At 72.1% G+C, this 21515-nt stretch carries 19 protein-coding genes; 9 read left to right on the top strand and 10 right to left on the bottom strand.

The window, feature by feature from the left end:
- Positions 1-28 precede the first annotated feature (28 nt).
- Complete coding sequence (locus ACIPTO_RS32765) at positions 29-2002, bottom strand: SMI1/KNR4 family protein (protein WP_401198175.1); 1974 nt, start codon at positions 2000-2002, stop codon at positions 29-31.
- A gap of 173 nt (positions 2003-2175) precedes the next feature.
- Between ACIPTO_RS32765 and ACIPTO_RS32770 the strand changes: the two genes are divergently transcribed.
- Complete coding sequence (locus ACIPTO_RS32770) at positions 2176-2937, top strand: transcriptional regulator (protein ID WP_401198177.1); 762 nt, start codon at positions 2176-2178, stop codon at positions 2935-2937.
- On the top strand, positions 2934-3908 hold the full coding sequence (locus tag ACIPTO_RS32775) for a pyridoxal-phosphate dependent enzyme (protein WP_401198180.1): 975 nt from the start codon (positions 2934-2936) through the stop codon (positions 3906-3908). The genes ACIPTO_RS32770 and ACIPTO_RS32775 overlap by 4 nt, the downstream gene beginning before the upstream one ends.
- A 67-nt stretch (positions 3909-3975) precedes the next feature.
- Here ACIPTO_RS32775 and ACIPTO_RS32780 read toward each other — a convergent pair whose 3' ends face one another.
- Positions 3976-4947, bottom strand: a complete 972-nt coding sequence (locus ACIPTO_RS32780) for a D-cysteine desulfhydrase family protein (protein ID WP_401198182.1) — start codon at positions 4945-4947, stop codon at positions 3976-3978.
- Between the two features lie 137 nt (positions 4948-5084).
- Between ACIPTO_RS32780 and ACIPTO_RS32785 the strand changes: the two genes are divergently transcribed.
- Entirely contained in the window at positions 5085-5786 is a 702-nt protein-coding gene (locus ACIPTO_RS32785) for an SDR family oxidoreductase (protein WP_401198183.1), read from the top strand.
- Between the two features lie 17 nt (positions 5787-5803).
- Here the strand turns inward: ACIPTO_RS32785 and ACIPTO_RS32790 are convergent, their stop codons facing one another.
- Positions 5804-7162 carry a VWA domain-containing protein gene (locus tag ACIPTO_RS32790; protein WP_401198186.1) on the bottom strand — a complete coding sequence of 453 codons (1359 nt, stop codon included), beginning with the start codon at positions 7160-7162 and terminating at the stop codon, positions 5804-5806.
- Positions 7159-8016: a MoxR family ATPase gene (locus ACIPTO_RS32795; protein ID WP_366324119.1), complete on the bottom strand. Its 858-nt coding sequence runs from the start codon at positions 8014-8016 to the stop codon at positions 7159-7161. Before ACIPTO_RS32795 ends, ACIPTO_RS32790 begins: the two co-directional genes overlap by 4 nt.
- Positions 8017-8165: 149 nt before the next feature.
- On the opposite strand from ACIPTO_RS32795, the gene ACIPTO_RS32800 reads away from it, so the two are divergent.
- On the top strand, positions 8166-8735 hold the full coding sequence (locus tag ACIPTO_RS32800; RefSeq protein ID WP_401198189.1) for a TetR/AcrR family transcriptional regulator: 570 nt from the start codon (positions 8166-8168) through the stop codon (positions 8733-8735).
- Between the two features lie 189 nt (positions 8736-8924).
- Here ACIPTO_RS32800 and ACIPTO_RS32805 read toward each other — a convergent pair whose 3' ends face one another.
- Both ACIPTO_RS32805 and ACIPTO_RS32810 read right to left on the bottom strand, forming a co-directional pair.
- On the bottom strand, positions 8925-10235 hold the full coding sequence (locus tag ACIPTO_RS32805) for an FtsX-like permease family protein (RefSeq protein ID WP_401198192.1): 1311 nt from the start codon (positions 10233-10235) through the stop codon (positions 8925-8927).
- A 3-nt stretch (positions 10236-10238) separates the two neighbouring features.
- On the bottom strand, positions 10239-11021 hold the full coding sequence (locus ACIPTO_RS32810) for an ABC transporter ATP-binding protein (RefSeq protein WP_401198195.1): 783 nt from the start codon (positions 11019-11021) through the stop codon (positions 10239-10241).
- Between the two features lie 266 nt (positions 11022-11287).
- Between ACIPTO_RS32810 and ACIPTO_RS32815 the strand changes: the two genes are divergently transcribed.
- Genes ACIPTO_RS32815 through ACIPTO_RS32830 form a run of 4 tightly spaced genes read left to right on the top strand, consistent with a single transcriptional unit; the run spans position 11288 to position 14190 of the window.
- Complete coding sequence (locus ACIPTO_RS32815) at positions 11288-11968, top strand: ABC transporter permease (protein WP_401198197.1); 681 nt, start codon at positions 11288-11290, stop codon at positions 11966-11968.
- Positions 11965-12636, top strand: coding sequence for an ABC transporter permease (locus ACIPTO_RS32820; RefSeq protein ID WP_401198199.1), 672 nt, complete (start codon positions 11965-11967; stop codon positions 12634-12636). The genes ACIPTO_RS32815 and ACIPTO_RS32820 overlap by 4 nt, the downstream gene beginning before the upstream one ends.
- A complete protein-coding gene (locus tag ACIPTO_RS32825) occupies positions 12633-13571 on the top strand; it encodes an ABC transporter substrate-binding protein (RefSeq protein ID WP_401198201.1) in 939 nt (312 codons plus the stop codon). Before ACIPTO_RS32820 ends, ACIPTO_RS32825 begins: the two co-directional genes overlap by 4 nt.
- 40 nt (positions 13572-13611) lie before the next feature.
- A complete protein-coding gene (locus ACIPTO_RS32830) occupies positions 13612-14190 on the top strand; it encodes a hypothetical protein (RefSeq protein ID WP_401198204.1) in 579 nt (192 codons plus the stop codon).
- Between the two features lie 13 nt (positions 14191-14203).
- Here ACIPTO_RS32830 and ACIPTO_RS32835 read toward each other — a convergent pair whose 3' ends face one another.
- Positions 14204-15358 (bottom strand): betaine/proline/choline family ABC transporter ATP-binding protein, encoded by a 1155-nt coding sequence (locus ACIPTO_RS32835; RefSeq protein ID WP_366324135.1) that lies wholly within the window; start codon positions 15356-15358, stop codon positions 14204-14206.
- 129 nt (positions 15359-15487) lie between these two features.
- Between ACIPTO_RS32835 and ACIPTO_RS32840 the strand changes: the two genes are divergently transcribed.
- Complete coding sequence (locus ACIPTO_RS32840) at positions 15488-18526, top strand: family 78 glycoside hydrolase catalytic domain (RefSeq protein WP_401198207.1); 3039 nt, start codon at positions 15488-15490, stop codon at positions 18524-18526.
- Here ACIPTO_RS32840 and ACIPTO_RS32845 read toward each other — a convergent pair.
- Genes ACIPTO_RS32845 through ACIPTO_RS32855 form a run of 3 tightly spaced genes read right to left on the bottom strand, consistent with a single transcriptional unit; the run spans position 18499 to position 21451 of the window.
- Complete coding sequence (locus ACIPTO_RS32845; RefSeq protein WP_401198209.1) at positions 18499-19167, bottom strand: lactate utilization protein C; 669 nt, start codon at positions 19165-19167, stop codon at positions 18499-18501. The genes ACIPTO_RS32840 and ACIPTO_RS32845 overlap by 28 nt on opposite strands.
- Positions 19164-20651: a LutB/LldF family L-lactate oxidation iron-sulfur protein gene (locus ACIPTO_RS32850; protein WP_366324141.1), complete on the bottom strand. Its 1488-nt coding sequence runs from the start codon at positions 20649-20651 to the stop codon at positions 19164-19166. Before ACIPTO_RS32850 ends, ACIPTO_RS32845 begins: the two co-directional genes overlap by 4 nt.
- Entirely contained in the window at positions 20648-21451 is an 804-nt protein-coding gene (locus tag ACIPTO_RS32855; protein ID WP_401198412.1) for a (Fe-S)-binding protein, read from the bottom strand. The genes ACIPTO_RS32850 and ACIPTO_RS32855 overlap by 4 nt, the downstream gene beginning before the upstream one ends.
- Between the last annotated feature and the right edge of the window lie 64 nt (positions 21452-21515).

Consider the following 21515-nt stretch of genomic DNA (forward strand, 5'->3'; position numbering starts at 1 on the left):
CCCAGCCGTCCCGTTCCCAGTAGTGCGGTCACCGACCGCTCTCCGGTCCATCGGCTCCTGACCGTCCGACGGTCGTCGGGTGTACGGGAGCCGGGTCCAGGCGGAGCGTCATGTACGTCTCGCCACTTGCCGGAGGGCGGGTCCAGGAGCGGGTGGTGAAGGTGTGCAGTCGTCCGGCCGTGAGGGCGTGACGTGGCAGGGACGCACCGAACTCCCTGGTGACCGCCTCCAGTAGCCGTCGTTCCGCTTCGGCGTCGGATCCGTCCTCCGTGTCACGGAAGAACTGGTCCGGTTCCAGCGCCGCCGGTATCTCCCCGCTCCGCCGGATCTCGCCGCCCTCGTACGTGAACGCGTACTGCTCGGCGCCGTCCTGGGCCACCGAGAGATGGAAGAACGGCTCCCCGGGCCCTGCCCTCAAGCCGCTCCACACCACCACCGCACGGGTGCCCGCGCCGGCCGTCGCGGCCGGGGAGACGAAGCGCGGGCGGTTGAAGGGGGCGGGGTGGTCGTCGAAGGCGAAACTCCAGCGGGCGCCGGCCCGGCCGACGGCCACGAGAGCCTTGTCGTCGTAGGACGAGAACTCCCGCTGATGGCCCATCGACGCGTGGCGTGCGTCCCAGAGGGTCATGGGGGCGTTCAGCACGGTGTCGTGCCCGTCCTCGTCCTCGTCCGCGAGACGGCCCGGCAGCTCCTCCGGGCTCACGCCCTCCACCAGGACGAACCGGTACGACGTGCGGTTGTTGCCCCGGTCCGGTTCCGCGAGCCAGGCCAGGTCGCCCGGGTCGAGGTCGGGCGCCGGGACCGGCGGCCCGCCTGTCTGGCCGGCTCTCGGTGTGGACAGCAGCTCGCGCCCGCGCTCCGGGGTCAGCAGGTGACCCAGCAGCGGGTCGGCCACCCACGCCAGCGGAGCCAGGTGGTCCGGGCCCAGCGGTTCCCACAGGGGCAGCGCGCCCATCAGCGTCCGCCACGCCTTGTCGGACTCGCCCCACCGCGCCAACTCCCGTGCCCGGTCGACCGCTTCACCGAACGGACCGGCCGGTGCGTACCGGTACGTGCCGTTCCGCACCTGATCGAGCGTCGCGAAGGCCAGGGACATCAAGTCGTCGTCGGCGCCGCGCAGATGGAACTTCAGGGTGGAGTCGTCCCGGTACGAATGCTGCGCGTGCTCGGCGACCAGCGCGGGCAGCAGCTCGGGCGCGTACCGCGGATCCGTCACGAGACCCTCGAAGTACACCATGTACGTCTCCCCGAGCAGCCGGCGTATCTGGTCCCGCAGTCCGGCCGCCCGCGGTCTGCCGTATCCCTTGGCCTCGTCGAGCGTCTGCTCGGCCTGCTCCCAGCCGCCGCGCAGCGCCGCGAGCCGGGCCTCCTCCACCCTGCTGTCCAGCTCGCGTGTCGTGTCGTTGGCGAACACCGGCTCCGCGTCGGTCTCCCGGGCCGCCAGGCTGTGGAACTCCCGGTGCATGTCCCGCATGAACGCGAGGAAGTTCGCGTGCCGCTCGGGCGGCTCGGCTCGCCAGCTCGCCCAGGTGTAGACGGCCCACTCGCCGTCCTCGTCCACGTCCTCGGGGTCCATGAGGACGTGGGTGATGTCGGACTCGACGTCGAGCTGGAGCCCGCGCCGCCACAGGTCCGCCTCCCGCCAGTCCTCGGGCCTGGAGTCCTCGTCGAGGTGCTCGGAGCAGATGTCCGCGAGGCCCGACTCGTTGTTGTGCCAGTGCGCTTCCTCGGTGCCCGCCAGCAGCCACACGAACGCGCCCGCGTTCCGCCATCCGTCGCTGACCTTCAGGAACTCCCGGTACGACGGGGGTAATTGCCGGCCGAGACGCTCCTCCGCGGCCGCTATCCGGTCCTCCGAGGCAGGCGGGAGACCGAGCCAGCGCGCCTGTCGGGCGGCCTCGTCGTCCGCGCTCCGCGTCTCGCTGTCCGGCAGGGAATCCGCCCATTCCCCGCTCCACTTGAGCAGGAAGGACCGCCAGTCGAATGCCGTGGAATCCGTCATGTTCCCGATGCTGGCACCCACCACTGACAACGCCCGTGCGCGCTGTGGTGAGGGGTACTGGGGAGGGCTGGTGGGGGACCGGGCGGTGCAGGGCGGGGCGGTGCGGCGCAGGGGCGGTGTTGGACTGAATGTATAGTGTCTGGACACACAGTCTGACGCTGGAAGGGTGGGACATGACGGACGGCGGTCCGGCCCTGGATGCCGAGCGGGACGCGATCATCGGTGCGCTGGTGCCCGTGGTCGACGGGATCGCGGCGACCTTCGGCGCGGTGTGCGAGGTGGTGCTGCACGACTACCGGCGCCCCGAGCGGTCCGTCGTCGCCGTCGCGGGATCTCTCACCGGGCGCTCCGTGGGCGGGGCGATGAGCGAGATCGGGCTGCGGATGCTGGCGCGCGGCGACGAGGCCGCCGACGAGCTCAACTACCTCACCCGCACGAAGAACGGCCAGCAGCTCAAGTCGTCCACGATGGTCCTGCGGGACTCCACGGGTGCGGTGTTCGGCGCGCTCTGCGTCAACGTCGACGTGACCGCCGTGCAGCAGGCGCAGGCCTTGTTGACCGGGATCGCCGGTACCGCGGCGACAGCCGGGGCCACCGGGATCGCCGGGGCCGCCGCGGCCCGGACGTCGGCCACCACCACCTTCGGCAACGACATCGGCTCCGTCGTCGAAGCCATCGTCGACGCCCATCAGCTGCGGCGGAACAGGACGTGGGTCCAACTCGACCGCGCGCAGCGGCTGGAGCTGTTCCGGGGTCTCGACGAGCACGGGGTCTTCGCTGTGCGCCGGGCGATCGAGCAGGTCGCCGCCCGGCTCGGCATCTCCCGCGCCTCCGCCTACAGCTACCTCTCACAGGCCCGCGCGGCGACGGCCGCATCACCCGGACCCGCAGCCGATACGGCTTCTGATTCCGTCTCCCCTGGAGGACACCCGTGACGACCGGCACCCCGCCCATCACCCTCGACGACGTCCGCGACGCCGCCGCGCAGATCAAGGGCGTCGCCCACCGCACACCGGTGCTGCGCTCACGCACCCTCGATCAACTCGTCGGCGCTGAGGTGCTGTTGAAGTGCGAAAACTTCCAGCGGATCGGCGCCTTCAAGTTCCGCGGCGCCTACAACGCGGCCTCCCGGCTCACACCCGAGCAGCTCGCGCGCGGCATCGCCGCCTACTCGTCCGGCAACCACGCCCAGGCCGTCGCCCTGGCCGCCCGCGAACTCGGCACCACCGCGGTGATCCTGATGCCCGAGGACGTCCCGGCCTCGAAGCGGGCCGCCACCGAGGGATACGGCGCCGAGGTCGTCACCTACGACCGCTACAACGGCGACCGGGTGGCCATCGGCGAGGCCCTGGCCGCCGAGCGCGGGCTCGCCCTCATCCCGCCCTACGAGCACCCGCACGTCATGGCCGGACAGGGCACGGCGGCGCTCGAACTCGTCGAGGAAGTCGGGGAGTTGGACGCCATCGTGGTGCCCGTGGGCGGCGGCGGACTGATCTCCGGCACGGCCACCGCCGTCAAGGGGCTGCACCCCCGTACCCGCGTGATCGGCGTGGAGCCGGAGGCCGGGGACGACACCAAGCGGTCCCTGGAGGCCGGCCGGCGCGTGTCCGTCCCGGTGCCGCGCACCATCGCCGACGGCCAAGCGGCCGACATCCCGGGGGAGTTGACCTTCTCCGTCAACCAACGGCTGGTGGACGAGATCGCGTTGGTCACCGACGAGGAGATCAAGGACGCGATGCGCTTCGCCTTCGAGCGGCTGAAGATCGTCGTCGAGCCCAGCGGCGCGACCCCGCTGGCCGCGCTCCTCGCCGGGCGGGCGGGCCGACTCCCGGGCCGGGTGGGGATGATCGTCTCGGGCGGCAACATCGACAGCGAGCGGTTCGCGCAGCTGTGCGCGCGTGCCTGACGCCCGCCACCCCTCCCTCACTTGACGCCTGACGCCCGTTCCCGTCTCCGCCGTCAGGCGTCTGGCGTCACGCCTCGTACCGTACGACCTGCCCCTCGGCGTACGTCACCGCGTCGGCGTGGCCGAACAGCCCGGGCAGGCCGCCCGTGTGCACGAACACGGTCCGTTCGCCGGGCCGGATGTCGCCGTCCCGGACGGCCGCGATCAGGCCCGCCATCGCGCGTCCGGTGTAGGTCGGGTCCAGGACGAGCCCGGCGGTGCGGGCGGTGAGGGTGAGGGCCTCGGCGGTGGCGGCGGTGAGGGTGCCGTAGCCGTCGCCGATCTGGTCACGTCGTACCCGAAGTGCCTCCGACGGGGGCAGGCCCGCGAACTCCCTTACGGCGGGGGCCGGTTCGGGCAGTGCGCCCACGTCGACCCCGAGGACCGCGTCCGGCCCGAGCGCGGTCACCAGCCCGGCCATCGTGCCGCCCGAGCCGAGCGCGACGACGGCCGTACGGAGATCGGGGAGTTCCTGGCGCAGCTCCTCGCCGCAGCGCGCGTAGCCGCGTGCGCCGAGTGCGCTGGAACCGCCGAACGGGATCGGCGCGGGCCGTGCGCCCGCCGTGCGCAGCCGTTCGCACACCCCGGCCGCCGCGCGGTCGAGTCCGGCCTGGTCGACCTCGCCCGCCCAGGCGATCCGGGCGCCGAACAGGCCGTCGAGGGCGAGGTTCCCGGAGCGCGAGGCGCCCGGCGAGCCGCGCAGCACCAGCACCACGTCCAGCCCCAGCCGCGCTCCGGCCGCCGCCGTCAGACGGGCGTGGTTGCTCTGCGGAGCGCCGGTCGTGACCAGCGTGTCGGCGCCCTCGGCGAGGGCCGCGCCCACGGTCCACTCCAGCTTGCGGATCTTGTTGCCGCCGCCTCCGAGGCCGGTCAGGTCGTCGCGCTTGATCCACAGGTCGTCCGGACCGAGCCCGATGGCGGCGGCGAGTCTCGGCGCCGGTTCGACGGGGGTCGGGAAGGTGGCCAGTTCCACGTGCGGGGTGCTGTGCAGGTCGCTCATGTCGCCATCATCGCGCGTCCCGGGCTTGCCGATGGAAACCGATCGGTTTACTGTTGTCGACGTGAGGAAACCGATCGGTTTCCGATCTCCTCCGCCTCACACCCCTCCTCATCCTCATCCTCATCCCGGGAGTTCCCATGACGAACATCGAAGGCGCCGTAGTCCTCGTCACCGGCGGCAGCCGCGGCATCGGCCGGGCGCTGGTCTCGGCCCTGTACGAGCGCGGCGCCAAGAAGGTGTACGCCACGGCCCGCGACCCGAAGACCGTCACGCACCCGGACGCGGTGCCGCTGGCGCTGGAGGTCACCGACCCCGCGTCCGTCGCGGCGGCGGCCGAGCAGGCGCAGGACGTCACCATCCTGATCAACAACGCGGGCGCGTCCGTGAACGCGAACTTCCTGGACTCGCCCGTCGAGGACATCCGGCGCGAGTTCGAGACCAACTTCTACGGCCCCCTCCTCGTCACCCGCGCCTTCGTGCCGATCATCGAGCGCAACGGCGGCGGACACCTCCTCAACGTCCACTCGGTGCTCTCCTGGGTCGGCATCCTGGGCTCCTACAGCGCGTCCAAGGCGGCCTTCTGGTCGCAGACCAACTCCCTGCGCCTGGACCTGAAGCCGCGCGGCATCGACGTCACCGGACTGCATGTCGGCTACGTCGACACCGACATGGCCGCACACGTCGACGGGCCCAAGTCCGCCCCCGAGAGCGTGGCCGCACAGGCTCTCGACGGCATCGAGTCCGGCGCGTTCGAGGTGCTCGCGGACGACCTGACCCGTCAGGTCAAGGCCGGCCTCTCGGCCGAAGGGGCGGCCCTGTACCCGCAGTTGGCGGCCTAGCCGGAGCCAGGCCGTGGTCAGATCGGCAGCAACCGGCCGACCAGTGCGCTCAGTTGCCGCACGTTCCGGCACTCGTGCATCTCGACCAGCTCCGCGTACTGCGGTGCGGCCGAGTCGCCGGTGCCCCACTGGGAACGCTGCTCGGGGTTCAACCAGTAGACGCGCCGGGCCCGTTGGGTGATCTGCCGGACGGCCGGGAGATTCGGGTCGCTCATGTTGGTACGGGCGTCACCGAGTACGAACACGGTCGTGCGCGGGCCCACCGCGTCGCCGTACCGCTCGGCGAACTCGCCCAGCGCGACGCCGTAGTCGCTGCTTCCGTGCCAGCCGGTGAGGGTGGCCTCGTCGCGGATGCGGGTGCCGAGGCCCTCGGGATCGGCCGTGCCGTGCACGAGGAGCGGGGTCACCTCGTCGAGCCGGTTGACGAAGGCGAACACGCGCACCTTGCTGAACTGGTCGTGCAGCGCCTGCACCAGCAGCATCGTGAAGTCGGAGAAGCCCGACACCGAGCCCGACACATCGCACAGCAGCACCAGTTCGGGCCGGACCGGCCGTCGCCGGCGCAGCACCGGCCGCATCGGCACCCCACCCGTGGACAGCGAGCCGCGCAGAGTGCGGCGGAGGTCGATCGTGCCCCGGGACGCGCGACGGCGGCGCGCGGCGAGCCGGGTGGCCAGCTTCCGGGCCAGCGGCTGAACAGCCCTGCGCAGTTCGGCCAGTTGGGCGCGACCGGCGAACAGGAAGTCGACGCGGTCGGCGGTCGGCGCGACGGCCCGCCGCGCGATCTCGTCCCGCCCGCGCCGCTCGGCCACCCGCCTCCGCGCCTCCACGGCGACCTGGCGCCGGAACCCCTCGATGCGCTGCCGGATCTCGTCGTCCAGCAGCCGGTCGGCGAACCCGGACTGTCCACCCTGCTCCCGGATGCTCGCCCGCACCCGCGCGAGCAGCGTCTGCGGACGCAGTCGGTCCAGCGTCTGGTACGACGACCAGCCGTCCGACGAGGGGGAGTTGCCGTAGCCGCCGAATCCGTCGACGGCCTCGGCCGCCAACTGGCCCATCATCGCCCGGTCGTTGGCGGCGAGGGCCGCCGCCAGCCGGTCGCGGAGATCCTCGCGGTCGGCGGCCGGCTCGCCCTGCGGCGCGCCGACGCCGTGCGGGAAGTAGAGGTCGAAGACCGGGTCGAACACCGGGCGTTGGGCGGCGCCGTGCAGCAGGGTCGAGGCCAGTCCCTCGCGCAGCAGCTCGCGGTCGCCGAATCCGAGCGCCTCCATGGCCAGTGCGGCGTCCACGGTCTCGCCGGTGCCGATGCGCAGACCGTGCGCGCGCAGCGCCCCGACGAGGCCGGTCAGCCGCCCGGTGACACCGGCGGCGGTCACACGGCGTCCAGGTCGAGCTTCGCGGCGGCCCGCAGGATGTCGTCCTGATGCTTGAGGAGGACGCCGAGGGTGTCCCGTACGACCGTCTCGTCGAGGGTGTCGGCGCCGAGCGCCAGGAGGGTGCGCGCCCAGTCGATGGTCTCGGCCACCGACGGCACCTTCCGCAGCTCCATCTCGCGCAGTGCCCCGACCACCCGGACCACCGACTCGGCCAGCGCCGCACCGAGCCCCGGCACCTTCAGCCGTACGATCCGGCGCTCCAACTCCTCGTCGGGGAAGCCGATATGGAGGAACAGGCAGCGGCGGCGCAGGGCCTCCGAGAGTTCGCGGCTGGCGTTCGAGGTGAGGACCACGAAGGGCCGGCGGGTCGCGGTGACCGTGCCCAGTTCCGGGACGGTGACCTGGAAGTCGCTGAGGATCTCCAGCAGCAGGCCCTCCACCTCGACGTCGGCCTTGTCGGTCTCGTCGATCAGCAGGACCTTGGGGTCGTCGCCGCGGATCGCCGTGAGCAGCGGGCGGGGGAGCAGGAACTCCTCGCTGAAGATGTCGGTGCGGGCCTCGTCCCAGCTCTCGTCGCGGCCCGCGCTGATGCGGAGCAGCTGCTTGGCGTGGTTCCACTCGTACAGTGCGCGGGACTCGTCGACGCCCTCGTAGCACTGGAGCCTGACCAGCCGGGCCCCCGCGACCTCGGCGACGGCCTTGGCCAGTTCCGTCTTGCCGACGCCGGCCGGGCCCTCGACGAGGAGCGGCTTGCCGAGGCGGTCGGCGAGGAACACGGTCGTGGCGACCGCCGGCGAGGCCAGATAGCCGGTCTCGGCGAGGCGGGCGGCGACTTCGTCGACGGAACGGAACACGGGGCCTCCGGCGGATCGCGGGTGGTGCGTCGGTGCGCGACAGCTTTCCAAGCGCTTGTTCACCTTTACTGTCACCCGGGATCGGGGGTCCGCGCAAGCGTGTACACCGATCGGTTTCCTCTCCGTCCCCGGCGCGGTAACCTCGGGGTATGGCCACGACAGACAAGGCGTCCCCCCGCGATCGGCTGCTCGACGCCGCGACCGAGTTGTTCTACCGCGACGGCGTCTCCATCGGCGTGGAGGCGCTGTGCAGGTCCGCCGGGGTCTCCAAGCGGTCGATGTACCAGCTCTTCGACAGCAAGGACGAGGTGCTCGCCGCGAGTCTGGAGCGGCGGGCCCCCGGGTACGCGGCGCGGCTGATCGCCGGGCCGGACGACGCCGGTACGCCGCGTGAGCGCATCCTGTACGTGTTCGAGCAGGCGGAGAAGTCGTCGACGGAGGCCGGCTATCTGGGCTGTCCCTTCCTCGCCACGATGATCGAGCTGAAGGATCCCGCGCATCCGGCGAGCAAGGTCGCCCGGGCGGCGAAGGAGGCGCTCCAGGAGGCGTTCCGGGACCAGGCGGAGGCGGGTGGCGCGCGTGATCCTGGGCTGCTGGCACGCCAGTTGATGCTGATCTTCGACGGGGCCAGTGCGCGGGCCGGGGCGCGGCTGGAGTCCCTCGACGGGCTGACCGTGGAGACCGTGCGGGTCTTGCTGGACGCGGCGGGGGTTGCCTGAGGGGTCGGGCTGTCGTCGGTCGGCCGCGGGTGTGTTGTGGCTGGTCGCGCAGTTCCCCGCGCCCCTAAGGGGGGTGCAGAACGGGGGTGTTGTGGGGGGGGCCGGGGGGGGGGGGGCCCCCCCCCCCCCCCCGGGGGGGGGGGGGGGCCCGGGGGGCCCCCCCCCCCCCCACAACACCCCCGGGCGGGCTCAGGCGGCCAGGGCTACCGCCTCCGTCGCCGGGGTGCGCAGCACGCGGCGGGCGGTCAGAAGGCTGGTGCCCAGGGTCACCGTCGCGGCCACCGCGGTCACCGTCAGCCAGATGCCCAGGCCCTGGTGCGGGAGCACCCCGTCCGTGCGGACCATCGTGAACGGGATGATCCCGGCCAGCGCGGCCACCGTGCCCGACAGGACGCCGGTGAGCGTGAGGATCGCCGTCTCCGTGCCCACCGTGCGCAGGACCTGGCCCGGTGTCGCGCCTGCCAGGCGCTGGCCGCCGAACTCCCGGGAGCGGTAAGTCGTCGCCGCGTAGAGGGAGTTGACCAGCATCACGCAGACGAAGACGACGATGATGCCGACGACCGTGAAGTTGAGGGTCTCCAGGTTCTTCGCGTCCACCGACTTCGTCAGGCCCGTAGCGCGTACCGCGTCGCTCTCCACCGCCTGCATGGACAGCGTCGCCGTGGACACCGCCGTGAAGAGGATCAGGGACATCAGGATTCCGGCGAGCTGGTCGGTCCGTTCGCGGAGGTTGCGGACGGCCAGCCAGCCGGAGGATCCGGCCGGTCGGAGGTGGCCGAGCACGGTCTTCAGCAGGCGGGGCGCGAGGAGCGCGAGGCCGACCGAGAGCAGGATCGCGCCGTAGGCCGGGGCCGCCATCAGTGCCGCGTCCGTGGCGGAGAACGCGAACGTTGCCGTCACCGACAGCCCGCCCGCGATCAGCGCGGCGTAGGTCAGGAAGGTGCGGGCCCGGCCCTGCCGCCGTCGCCCGCGGGTGGCGCGTCGTACGGCCAGGAACGCGGCGCCCGCCGACGCCGACAGTGTGATGCCCAGGCCGGATTGGAGGGCGAAGGGGCCGAAGGAGTAGTCGACGGACCGGGCCACCTGGCCGCTGTCCTCGAACGCGCCGAGCAGAGCGCGACCGCCGAGCATCGCGGGGCCCACGGCGAGGAGCGCGCCCAGCAGGGCGACGGCCACCGCCTCACCCACGACCATGCGCTTGAGCTGAGCCGGCGTCGCTCCCGAGCAGCGCAGGGTCTCCAACTCCCGTGCGCGCTGGCGGACGTTGACCGTGAGGGTCGACGCGACGGCGAAGAAGACCAGCAGGGTGCCGTAGCCGCCGACGACGCTCGCCGACGTGGACAGGGTGTCGGCGCTGACCGGGTCGACGCCGTGCCGATTCGCCGTGTCCTGAAGGGAGTTGAAGGTCATGATGATCGCCGCGCCGAGGAAGGCGGCCAGCAGGGTGGCCAGGAAGCGGCCCGGCCGCTGCCGGATCGAACGCATCGCCAGGACGAACATCGCTCACACCCCCGCCGTCATGTCGTCGCCCAGGTGCGCCAGCCGCTCGGCGACCGCGTCCACGGTCGGCGCGTGCATCCGGCCGGCCAGCCTGCCGTCCGCGAGGAACACCACCGAGTCGGCGTACGAGGCGGCGACCGGGTCGTGCGTCACCATCACCACGGTCCTGCCGTGCACGCGCACCGCCTCCCGCAACAGCAGCAGCACACCCCGCGCGCTGCGCGTGTCCAGGGCGCCGGTCGGCTCGTCCGCGAAGATCACCCGGGGCTCGGTGACCAGCGCGCGGGCGATCGCCACCCGCTGGCGCTGACCGCCGGAGAGCTGGTCGGGGCGGTGGCCGAGCCGGTCGCCGAGACCGACCGAGGTCAGCACCTCCCGGGCCCGCGCACGGTCGACGCGCCGCCCGGCGAGCTTCAGCGGCAGCACCGTGTTCTGCGCGACGGTGAGCGTGTCCAGCAGGTTGTACTGCTGGAACACGAACCCGATCCGACTGCGCCTGAACCGGGTCAGCTCGGCCTCGGTCCCGCCCGTCAGCTCCGCGCCGTCGACCATCACGATCCCGCTGTCCGGCCGGTCGAGCCCCGCCGCGCACTGCAGCAGCGTCGACTTGCCGGACCCCGAGGGACCCATCACCGCCGTGAACGTGCCGCGCTCCAGGCTCAGCGTGACCCCGTCCAGCGCGGTCACCGCGCTGTCGTCACGGCCGTAGGTCCTGCTCACCCTGACCAGCCGCAGTGCCTCGGCGGCGGGTTCCTTGTCGTGTGTCCGTCGTGCGCTGCGGAACATCGCCCTCACCCTCCGTGCGGCACGCCCTGTGCCTCGTCAACGACGCTACGGAGAAGGCCGGTTGCCCACACTGGGCGCAGAACCCGTATCGCGGGGTGTACTCAGCGACACCCCCGGCGGACGACAAGCGGCTTCCCGGCGCGCGTCCTCCTCACGCCCGCCACGGCGTTCGTCGCGTCCCTCTGCACCCGCTGGAATCCCTGGGGGACCGCCCGTACGGGTCACCAGAACGCGCCGCGGCCCGGTCCACCCGGTGCAATGGACCTGTGACCGCGCCCCCGGACGACTGCCTCGCCCGCAACGAGTGGATCTGCGGCGAGTACCTGAGCACCCGCCGCCACATCCTCGTCGACGCGGTCGTCCAGCATCTGCAGCTGACCGCGGTCTCCGTGCTCATCGGCCTCGCCATCGCCCTCCCGCTCGCGGTGGCGGCCCGCCGCTGGGGCTGGGCCGCGGGCCCGGTCCTCGGGGTGACGACGATCCTCTACACGATTCCGTCCCTCGCGATGTTCTCGCTGCTCCTGCCCGTCTACGGCCTCTCGGCCACGCTCGTCGTCGCCGGACTCGTCCTCTACTCGCTCACCCTGCTCGTCCGCAACGTCCTCGCGGGCCTGCGCGCCGTCCCCGAAGAGACCCGCCAGGCCGCACGCGGCATGGGATACGGCCCGATCCGCCTCCTGCTCACCGTGGAACTGCCGCTCGCCCTCCCGGCCGCGATGGCCGGCCTGCGCATCGCGACCGTCTCGGCGGTCTCACTCGTCACGGTCGGCGCGATCGTCGGCTTCGGGGGACTCGGCAACCTGATCTACGCGGGCATGAACACCTACTTCAAGGCACAGGTGCTCACCGCGTCCGTGCTCTGCGTGGTGATCGCGATCCTGGCCGACGTGCTCCTGCTGCTCGTCCAGCGCCTGCTCACCCCCTGGACGAGGGCGGTACGCGGATGAACACCCTCACCGACGCCTGGCACTGGCTCACCGACTCCGCCCACTGGTCGGGCGACGACGGCATCTGGCACCGGCTCACACAGCACCTCGTCCTCACGGTCGTCTGCCTCGTCATCAGCTGCGTCATCGCGCTGCCGATCGCCCTCGTCCTCGGCCACCTCGGCAAGGGCGGCGCACTCGCCGTGAACATCTCCAACATCGGCCGCGCGGTGCCCACCTTCGCCGTCCTGGTCCTGCTGCTCCTCACCCCGGTCGGCAGGTGGGGCGAGGGGCCCACGGTGGTCGCCCTCGTCCTGTTCGCCGTACCGCCCCTGCTCACCAACGCCTACGTCGGCATGCGCGAGGTCGACCGCGACGTGGTGCGGGCCGCGCGCGGCATGGGGATGACCGGGCCGCAGATGCTGTTCCGCGTCGAACTGCCGCTCTCCCTGCCGCTGTTGATGAACGGCGTGCGGATCGCGGCCGTCCAGCTCGTCGCCACCGCCACCATCGCGGCACTCGCGGGCGGCGGCGGACTCGGCCGCATCATCACCGCCGGATTCAACCTGGCGAACACCGCGCAGGTGGTCGCCGGAGCGGTCCTCGTCGCGGTGTTCGCCCTGCTCGTCGAGGGCGTCTTCGAGGTCGCCGAACGGCTCTCGCCGCGCTGGGCGAGGGGAGCGCGATGAGGCGCCGCGCGGCCCTCGCCGGCCTGCTGCTCCTGGCCACCGGGTGCGCGACCGGCCCGTCCCTGGAGAACAAGGGCGCCGTCACCGCGCCACCGGGCGACAGCCACCACCTCACCATCGGCTCGGCCGGCTTCACCGAGAGCGACCTGCTGGCCCAGATGTACGCGCTGCTGCTCAAGCAGGCCGGATACACGACGTCCCTGCTGACCGTCGCCAACCGCGAACTCTACGAACCCGCCCTGGAATCGGGGCAGATCGACGTCGTCCCGGAGTACGCGGCCACCTTCGCCGACTGGCTCAACGCCAAGACCAACGGCCCGGACGCACCGGCCGTCGGCTCACCCGACCTCGCCGCCACGATGAAGGCCCTGCGCCGACTGGCCGCACCCCGCGGCCTCACCGTCCTCCCCCCGGGGAAGGCCGTCGACCAGAACGCCTTCGCCGTGGCCCGCTCCTACGCGGCGAAACACCACCTCAGGACCCTCAGCGACCTCGGCGCCTCCGGACTGGAGGTCCGGCTCGCGGCGGGCGACGAGTGCGTCCAACGGCCCTACTGCGAACCGGGGTTGAAGAAGGTCTACGGCATCGACATCACCGCCGTCGACCCCAAGGGCGTCGGCACGACCCAGGCCAAGAACGCCGTGCGGAACGGCCAGGACCAGATGGTGCTGACCACCACCACCGACGCCACCCTCGACCAGTTCGGCCTGGTCGTCCTCGCCGACGACAAGCACCTCCAGAACGCGGACTACGTCGTCCCGGTCGTCAACCGTTCCCGGGCGGGCAGCACCGGCGTGACCGAGGCGCTGGGGAAACTGAACGACGTCCTCACGACGGCCGACCTCGCGTCCATGAACCAACAGGTCGACAGCTGGCGGCGGCTGGCACAGGACGTGGCGCGCACCTATCTCCAGGACAAGGGCCTGCTGAAGTGAGGGCGGGGCCGTTGTCAGTGGCGGCTTGTACCGTTCGGGCATGGGTGTCTATCTCGTCGATGTCGACGCGCAGGAGTGGTTCGGTGAGGACACGGGAGAAGGGGGGATGGGAGCGATAGCGAAGGGGCTCGACGCGGAGCTGGCCCGGCGCGGACTGCCGCCGTACACCTCCGTGCCCGCACGGGACACGGCCCCGGGCTTCGAGGAGAAGCTGAGCCCGTCCATGCAGGGGTTCGACGCGCTCTGCCGTGCCCACCTGACCCCCGAGGAAAGGGATGTGCTCGGCGACTGGTCGGTGCTGGTGCCCTTCTCCCTCGACCAGGCGATACGCCTGCCGGTCGGCTCCGCGTACACGGACGAGACGGTCATCGTGGGCGCGCCCCAGATCCTCGCCCTCGCCGAGCGCCTGGCGGCAGCCGTCGACCTGCCCGCCGAGACACCGGAGGCGACGGGCAACCTCGCCCTCACCTTCTGGTTCCTGGAGGGCGAGGCGGAGGAGCTGGCGACCGCCCGCCCCGGCCCCTGGGCCGAGGACCTGGACACCGCCTTCTACGTGGCCCTCTACCTGCGCGCGGCCCAGCACGCGCTACGGCGGGGCTGCCCCCTCACCTTCAGCTGAGCCGGAGCGCCCCTCAGGCGTCCGCCACCGAATCGAAGTCCACCTCCCCGCGCGGCACCCCCAGCGCATCCGCGTCCACCGACCGCCGCAACGCTTCGTGCAGCTTCGCCGGAGTCAGCACGCCCAGGAAGCGCGCCCCGTCCAGCACGGCCACCCACCCCGCGTCGTGCTGGAGCATCACACCGAACGCCTGCTTCAAGGGGGCGCCCACCGGCACCCACGCGTTCATCCGGTGCGCGAGGGCACCGACGGTGCCGCCCGCGGTGAGTTCGTCCGCCTTGACCCACCCCTGCAGCTCACCCTGCTCGTCGAGGACCACCGCCCAGCGCGCGCCCTCCACCCGCAGCCGTTCGGCGGCGCGCTGCGCGGGCTCGTCCACCCGGGCGACCGGCGGCTGCTCCAGGTCGTCCGGCTCGATCTCGGTGACCGACAGCCGCTTCAGACCCCGGTCCGCGCCCACGAACTCGGCGACATACGGCGTCGCCGGGGTGCCGAGGACCGCGCCGGGGGTGTCGTACTGCTCGATCCGCCCCTGCCCGTACACGGCGATCCGGTCCCCGAGCCGTACCGCCTCCTCGATGTCGTGCGTGACCAGCAGCACCGTCTTGCGCACGGCGGCCTGCATCCGCAGGAACTCGTCCTGCAACTGCTCGCGCACCACCGGGTCGACCGCGCCGAACGGCTCGTCCATCAGCAGCACCGGAGGATCGGCGGCCAGCGCCCGCGCGACCCCGACACGCTGCCGCTGGCCGCCCGACAACTGCTCCGGATAGCGCGGGCCGTACGTCTTCGGGTCCAGGCCCACCAGATCGAGCAGTTCGGCCGCCCGGGCCCGGGCCTTCGCGCGCTTCCAGCCGACCAGGGACGGCACGGTCGCCGTGTTGTCGAGGACCGTGCGGTGCGGGAAGAGGCCGACCTGCTGGATGACGTAGCCGATCCGGCGGCGCAGCCGCACCGGGTCGACCGTGGCGATGTCCTCGCCGTTCACGAGGATCCGGCCGGAGGTGGGCTCGATGAGCCGGTTGACCATCATCATGGTCGTCGTCTTGCCGCAGCCGGACGGACCCACGAGCGTGACGAGTTCGCCCTCGCCCACCTCGAAGGACAGTCCGTCCACGGCCGTCGTACCGTCCGGATACCGCTTGCTGACCTGCTCGAACCGGATCATGTCCTCACGCTAACGGCGCCGGTCCCGCACCGCCCTTCCACGGCGTCCCACCGGCTGGTGACGCGGGCACGCGGGCCCTGGGATGATCCGTAGCACCTCCATCTCCCGGCGGGCCGAAGGGACAGCGGCATGAACGACGGAGCCGACGGAGCACCGGCGGACGACGACGCCGGCGGTATCCCCGCGACCGGCACCACGGTGTCGGGCCTGACCGTGGAACACCGCACCGACCCCCTCGGCATGGACGTGCCGCACCCCAGGTTCGGCTGGCGCATGGCGTCCCCCGTGCGGGGCCGCCGCCAGACGGCGTACCGGATCTCGGTCGCCACCTCGTCCCGGCACCTGACCCACGGCCGCCCCGACGTCTGGGACAGCGGCCGGGTCGACACGGCGGACTCGGTCGCCGTCCGCTACGGCGGACCCGACCTGCACGCCACCACCCGCTACCACTGGACGGTGACGGTGTGGGACGAGCACGGCCGCGCCACCACCGCTCCCGCGGCCCGCTTCGAGACCGGCCTGCTCAGCACCGACGGTGTCACCGGCTGGGACGGCGCACGCTGGATCGGCATGGCGGGCAAGCGCCCGAACACCCCCGGCGCACCCCTCCTGCGCTGCCAGACGCCGCTGACGGGCGAGCGGGTGACCGAGGCCCGGCTGTACGTCTCCGCGCTCGGCGTGTACGACGTCCACGTCAACGGCCGGCGCGTGTCCGTACCCCAGGGCGACGGCACCACGTACGAGTTCCTGCCCCCGGGCTGGACCAACTACGACACCACCGTCAACTACTTCACCTACGACGTCACGGCCCTGCTGACGGACCCGTCCCGGGTGACCCTGGCCGCCGTGCTCGGCAACGGCTGGTACAACTCCCGCATCTCCGAGAACAGCACCCACTACTACTCGGCCGACGGCAACTCCCTGGCCCTCAAGGCGAAACTCCTCGTCCGGTACGCCGACGGCTCCACCCAGACGATCGTCACCGCCCCCGGCGAGGACTGGCGCGCCACCGACACCGGCCCCTACCGCGCCGACGACCTCTACGACGGCCAGTCCTACGACGCCCGCAGGGAACTCCCGGGCTGGACGGCGAACGGCTTCGACACCTCGGCCTGGTCGCCCGTCGAGGCCCAGGACCCCTTGCCGCACGCCCGGTTGACCGCCTACCCCGGCGAGAGCGCCCGCCTGATGCCCGAGTGGGACCGCAGGCCCGAGTCCGTCACCGTCTGCACCGGCGTGTCGGACCAGGAGGGCAGCGCGAACGGCAGGGGCCGGATCGTCGTCGACCCCGCCCGCACGGTCACCGACCCCGTGCGTGCCGCCACCGCCTCCGTCACCCTGCACCCCGGCGACACCGCCGTCGTCGACCTCGGCCAGAACCTCGTCGGCGTGCCCCGCTACACCCTGCGCGGCCCGGCCGGCGCCCAAGTCGCCTTCCGGCCGGGGGAGATGCTCAACGACGACAGCGCGGGCGCCGACGGCCCGGCGGGCTCGGTCTACCGGGCCAACCTGCGCACGGCCGGGGCCACCAGCACCTACGTCCTCAAGGGCGACCCGGCCGGGGAGACCCACCAGGACTCGCTGACGTTCTACGGCTTCCGGTACGTCTCCGTCACCACGACCGAGACCGTCACCCTGGTCGCCCTCACCGGCAGGGTCGCCACCTCCGCCCTCCACGACACCGGGACCGTCACCACCGACGACGCCGACGTCAACCAGCTGTTCAGCAACATCCGTTGGGGCCAGCGCGGCAACTACCTCTGGATCCCCACCGACTGCCCGCAACGCGACGAACGCCTCGGCTGGACCGGCGACACCCAACTCTTCGCCCGGACCGGCCTGTTCAACTGCGACGCCGTCCCCTTCCTCAGCCACTTCCAGGACAGCCTGATCGACTCGCAGCGCGCCTACGGCGCGGACGAGGCCCAGTTCCCCTGGGTCGCCCCCGGCCACCGCTACGGCCAGGCACGCCCGGCCGGCGGCTGGGCGGACTGCGGGGTGGTCGTGCCGTGGACGGTGTGGCAGATGTCCGGCGACACCACGATCGTCGACCGGAGCTGGGCGTCGATGACCACGTACCTGGACTGGATCAGGAGCCGCACCGGCGACAGCCGTGCCGGTCAGGGCGCGATCTTCGGCGACTGGCTCGCCTTCCAGGTCACCAGCACCCAGCTCATCAGCGACGTCTACTACGGCTACAGCGCCCGCCTCATGGCGGACATGGCCCGCGCCACCGGCCGCACGGCCGAAACGGCCGTCTACGAGGGGCTGTTCACCGAGATCAAGCAGGCCTTCGTCGCCAAGTACCTCGTCACGGACGCGCTCACCGGACGGCTGACCGTCCGCTCCGGCCTCGGCGAGCCGCCGCCGTACACCCCCGGCACCAGCGCGGGCCGGACCGAGGACGACACCCAGACCGCCCTGCTCTGGATCCTCAAACTCGGCTTCTACGACACGGAGTCCCAGCACCGCCGACTCGTCGGTCTGCTCGCCGACAACATCGGCAACAGCCCCGCCTACAAGGCGACGCACCCCGACAGCACCCGCGTCGACCACCCGGAGGACACCCTCTCCGTCGGATTCCTCGGCGTGAACGTCCTCGCCCCCGTCCTCACCGCCGAGGGCCGCGTCGACCTCGCCTACCGGCTCCTCCACCAGAAGGCGATGCCGTCCTGGCTCTTCTCGGTGGCCAACGGCGCCACCACGGTCTGGGAGCGCTGGAACTCGTACGCCAAGGACGTCGGCTTCGGCCCGGTCGACATGAACTCCTTCAACCACTACGCCTACGGCGCGATCGGGGAGTGGATGTACGAGAGCATGGCGGGCATCGCCGGGGACCCCGAACACCCCGGCTTCCAGCACATCCTGCTCCGCCCGCACCCCGACCCGACCGGCCGGATCACACGGGCGCGCGGCACCCACGTCTCGCCCTACGGCGAGATCGTCAGCGAATGGGCGGTACGGGAAGGGCAGTTGACGTACCGGGCCGTCGTCCCCGCGAACACCACGGCCACCCTGCGCATCCCCGCCACCGACCCGTCGACCGTCCAGGAGGGCGGCAGGCCGCTGGCCGAGGCACCGGGCGTGCGGTTCCTCGGTTTCTCGGACGGCACCGCCGCCTACCGACTCCCCTCAGGGCGCTACGAGTTGACCTCCGTGCTCGCCTGACCGCCGACCAGCACCACCTCCAGGGTGCGCGGGCCGTGCACCCCCTCGACCCGGTCCAGCTCGATGTCACTGGTCGCCGACGGACCCGAGATCCACGTCAACGGGCGGGCCGGGTCGAGGCGTTGGAGCGCCTGCGGGACCGAGGACACCACCTGGTCCGGCACCCGTACGACACAGATGTGATGGTCGGGGACGAGCGTGATCCGGCGGCGGCCCTGGTCCGGGCCGCCGTCCAGGACGATGGTGCCGGTCTCGGCGACGGCCACCGCGCACGCCGTGACGACACTGTCGACCCGGTCCAGCTCGGCCGGGGTGCTCTCGGCCCGGTCCGCGACCGGAGCGGCCTCGGCCGCGGCGAGCCAGGACGACTCCAGACCCGGCGGTACGACGACCGTCCTCGACCCCCGCGCGGAGAGCAACCCGGCGATCACGGCGGGCAGTTCGGCCTCCGTGCAGCGGTGCACGATCGCCCGGTAGTCGGCCAGGTTCTCGGCGAGCAGCTCCACCGTCCGCTCGACGCTCCGGTTCCCGTGCTCGCGCAGATAGCCCCGCTCGAAGGCCTGCTCGTAGGGCGTCTCGTCCCGTGGCACGGCCGCGAGCGCGCGCTCGACGCGGCCCAGAATCCGTTCCCTGCTGCTCACTTGGTCCCGCCCTTTCCGCCGTTCGTGCGCTGCCACCAGTCGCGGAACGGCTCCGCGGGCACGGCGGGCAGTTCGCGGGTGCCGGTCCAGGCCCTGCCGGGACCCGGCAGGGTCCGTGGATGGAAGCGGCGGGTGCGGGACGCGAGCCGCTGGCCGGTGCGCAGGGCGCCGGGGTGGGTGAACGTCCAGCGGGTCGCCCGCATCGCCGCGCGCTCGGCGGCATGCCCCTTGGCGGGCTGGAGGACGACCTTGTTGCCCTCGCGGGTCACCGGCCCGCCCTCCACCACCCGTTCCCGCAGGTGCACCAGCACCTCGGGGATGTCGATGGCGACCGGACACACCTCGTAGCACGCTCCGCAGAGGGAGGACGCGTAGGGCAGCGAGGCGTCGATCTCGCTGGCGGTGCCCCGGAGTTGAGGGCTGAGGATCGCACCGATCGGGCCGGGGTAGACCGAGCCGTAGGCGTGCCCGCCGGCCCGTTCGTACACCGGGCAGACATTGAGGCAGGCCGAGCAGCGGATGCAGCGCAGGGCCTGGCGGCCGACCTCGTCGGCGAGGGTGTCGGTGCGGCCGTTGTCGAGCAGCACCAGGTGGAAGGTGCGCGGTCCGTCGCCGTCGGTGGTGCCGGTCCAGGTGCTGGTGTACGGGTTCATGCGCTCGGCCGTGGACGAGCGGGGGAGGGTCTGGAGGAACACCTCCAGGTCCTGCCAGGTGGGCACGATCTTCTCGATGCCGACGACCGAGATCAGCGTCTCGGGCAGGGTGAGGCACATCCGGCCGTTGCCCTCGGACTCGACGACGACGAGCGTGCCGGTCTCGGCGACCATGAAGTTGGCGCCGGAGACGCCGACGCGGGCCCGCAGGAACTTCTCCCGGAGGTGGAGACGGGCGGCCTCGGCGAGTTCCGCGGGCGTGTCGGTCAGGCCGTCCGGTGCCGGGCGACCCCACTCGCTCATCTCGCGGGCGAAGATCTCCCGGATCTCACCCCGGTTGCGGTGGATCGCGGGGACCAGGATGTGCGAGGGGCGGTCCTTGCCCAACTGCACGATGAGTTCGGCGAGATCGGTCTCGTAGGCGCGGATGCCCGCCTCCTCCAGCGCCTCGTTGAGCCCGATCTCCTGCGTGGCCATCGACTTGACCTTCACGACCTCCGACTCGCCCGTCTCCTGGACGAGGCGCGTCACGATCCGGTTGGCCTCCTCCGCGTCGGCGGCCCAGTGCACGATGCCACCGGCGGCCGTCACCGACTCCTCCAACTGGACCAGATACCGGTCGAGATGACGGAGGGTGTGGTCCTTGATCCGCTTGCCGGCCTCGCGCAGCGCGTCCCAGTCGGACAGCTCCGCCACGGCGTTGGCCCGTTTGGCGCGGATCGTGTGGGTGGCGTGGCGCAGATTGCCGCGCAGGGTCCGGTTGCCGACCGCCTCGTGCGCGGCGACGGGGAAGGCCGGGAACGCGGGCATGCCGACGAAGGTGCCGCTCATACGCCCGTCTCCTCTTCCCTGACGGCCTCGCCGCCGGCTTCCGCGGCGCCTGCCGCGCTGTCCTCGGTCGCGGCCAGGATCTCCGCGATGTGCACCGGCCGCATGTCCGTGTGCAGCCGCGCCATCGTGCCGCCGATGTGCATCAGACAGGAGTTGTCCGCGGCGCACAGCACCTCGGCGCCCGTCGACCCGGCGTTGCGGACCTTGTCGGCACCCATCGCCGCCGACACGTCGGCGTTCTTCACGGCGAACGTCCCGCCGAACCCGCAGCACTCGTCCGCACCCGGCAACTCGACCAGCTCCAGCCCCTTGACGGCCCGGAGCAGCGTGAGCGGCCGGTCGCCGAGCCCGAGGCTGCGCAGCCCGTGGCAGGTGGGGTGGTAGGTCACCTTGTGCGGGTAGAAGGCCCCGACGTCCGTCACCCCGAGCACGTCCACGAGGAACTCGGTCAGCTCGTACGTCTTGGGCACCACGGGCGCCAGCGTGGCCGCGAGGGAGTCCCCCCGCCCCTCGGCCCGAGCGCGCTCACCCATGCGCGGATACAGCTCGCGCACCATCGCGCCGCACGACCCGGAGGGCGTCACGATCGCCTCGTACTCCCCGAAGACATCGGAGAAATGCCGGGCGAGCGGCTCGGCCTCATGGCGGTACCCGGTGTTGTAGTGCGCTTGCCCGCAGCAGGTCTGCGCCATCGGGAAGTCGACCTCGACGCCCATCCTGGTCAGCAGTTTCACCACGGCGCGCCCGGTATCCGGATACAGCGTGTCGTTGACGCAAGTCAGGAACAGGGCGACACGCATCGCGGCTCCTTCGTGATCGGTCATCGGATGGGTGCAGCGTAGTCGGCGGTCACCGTCTCGGGGA

The sequence above is a fragment of the Streptomyces sp. NPDC090083 genome (assembly GCF_044747445.1).
GTDB lineage: Bacteria > Actinomycetota > Actinomycetes > Streptomycetales > Streptomycetaceae > Streptomyces.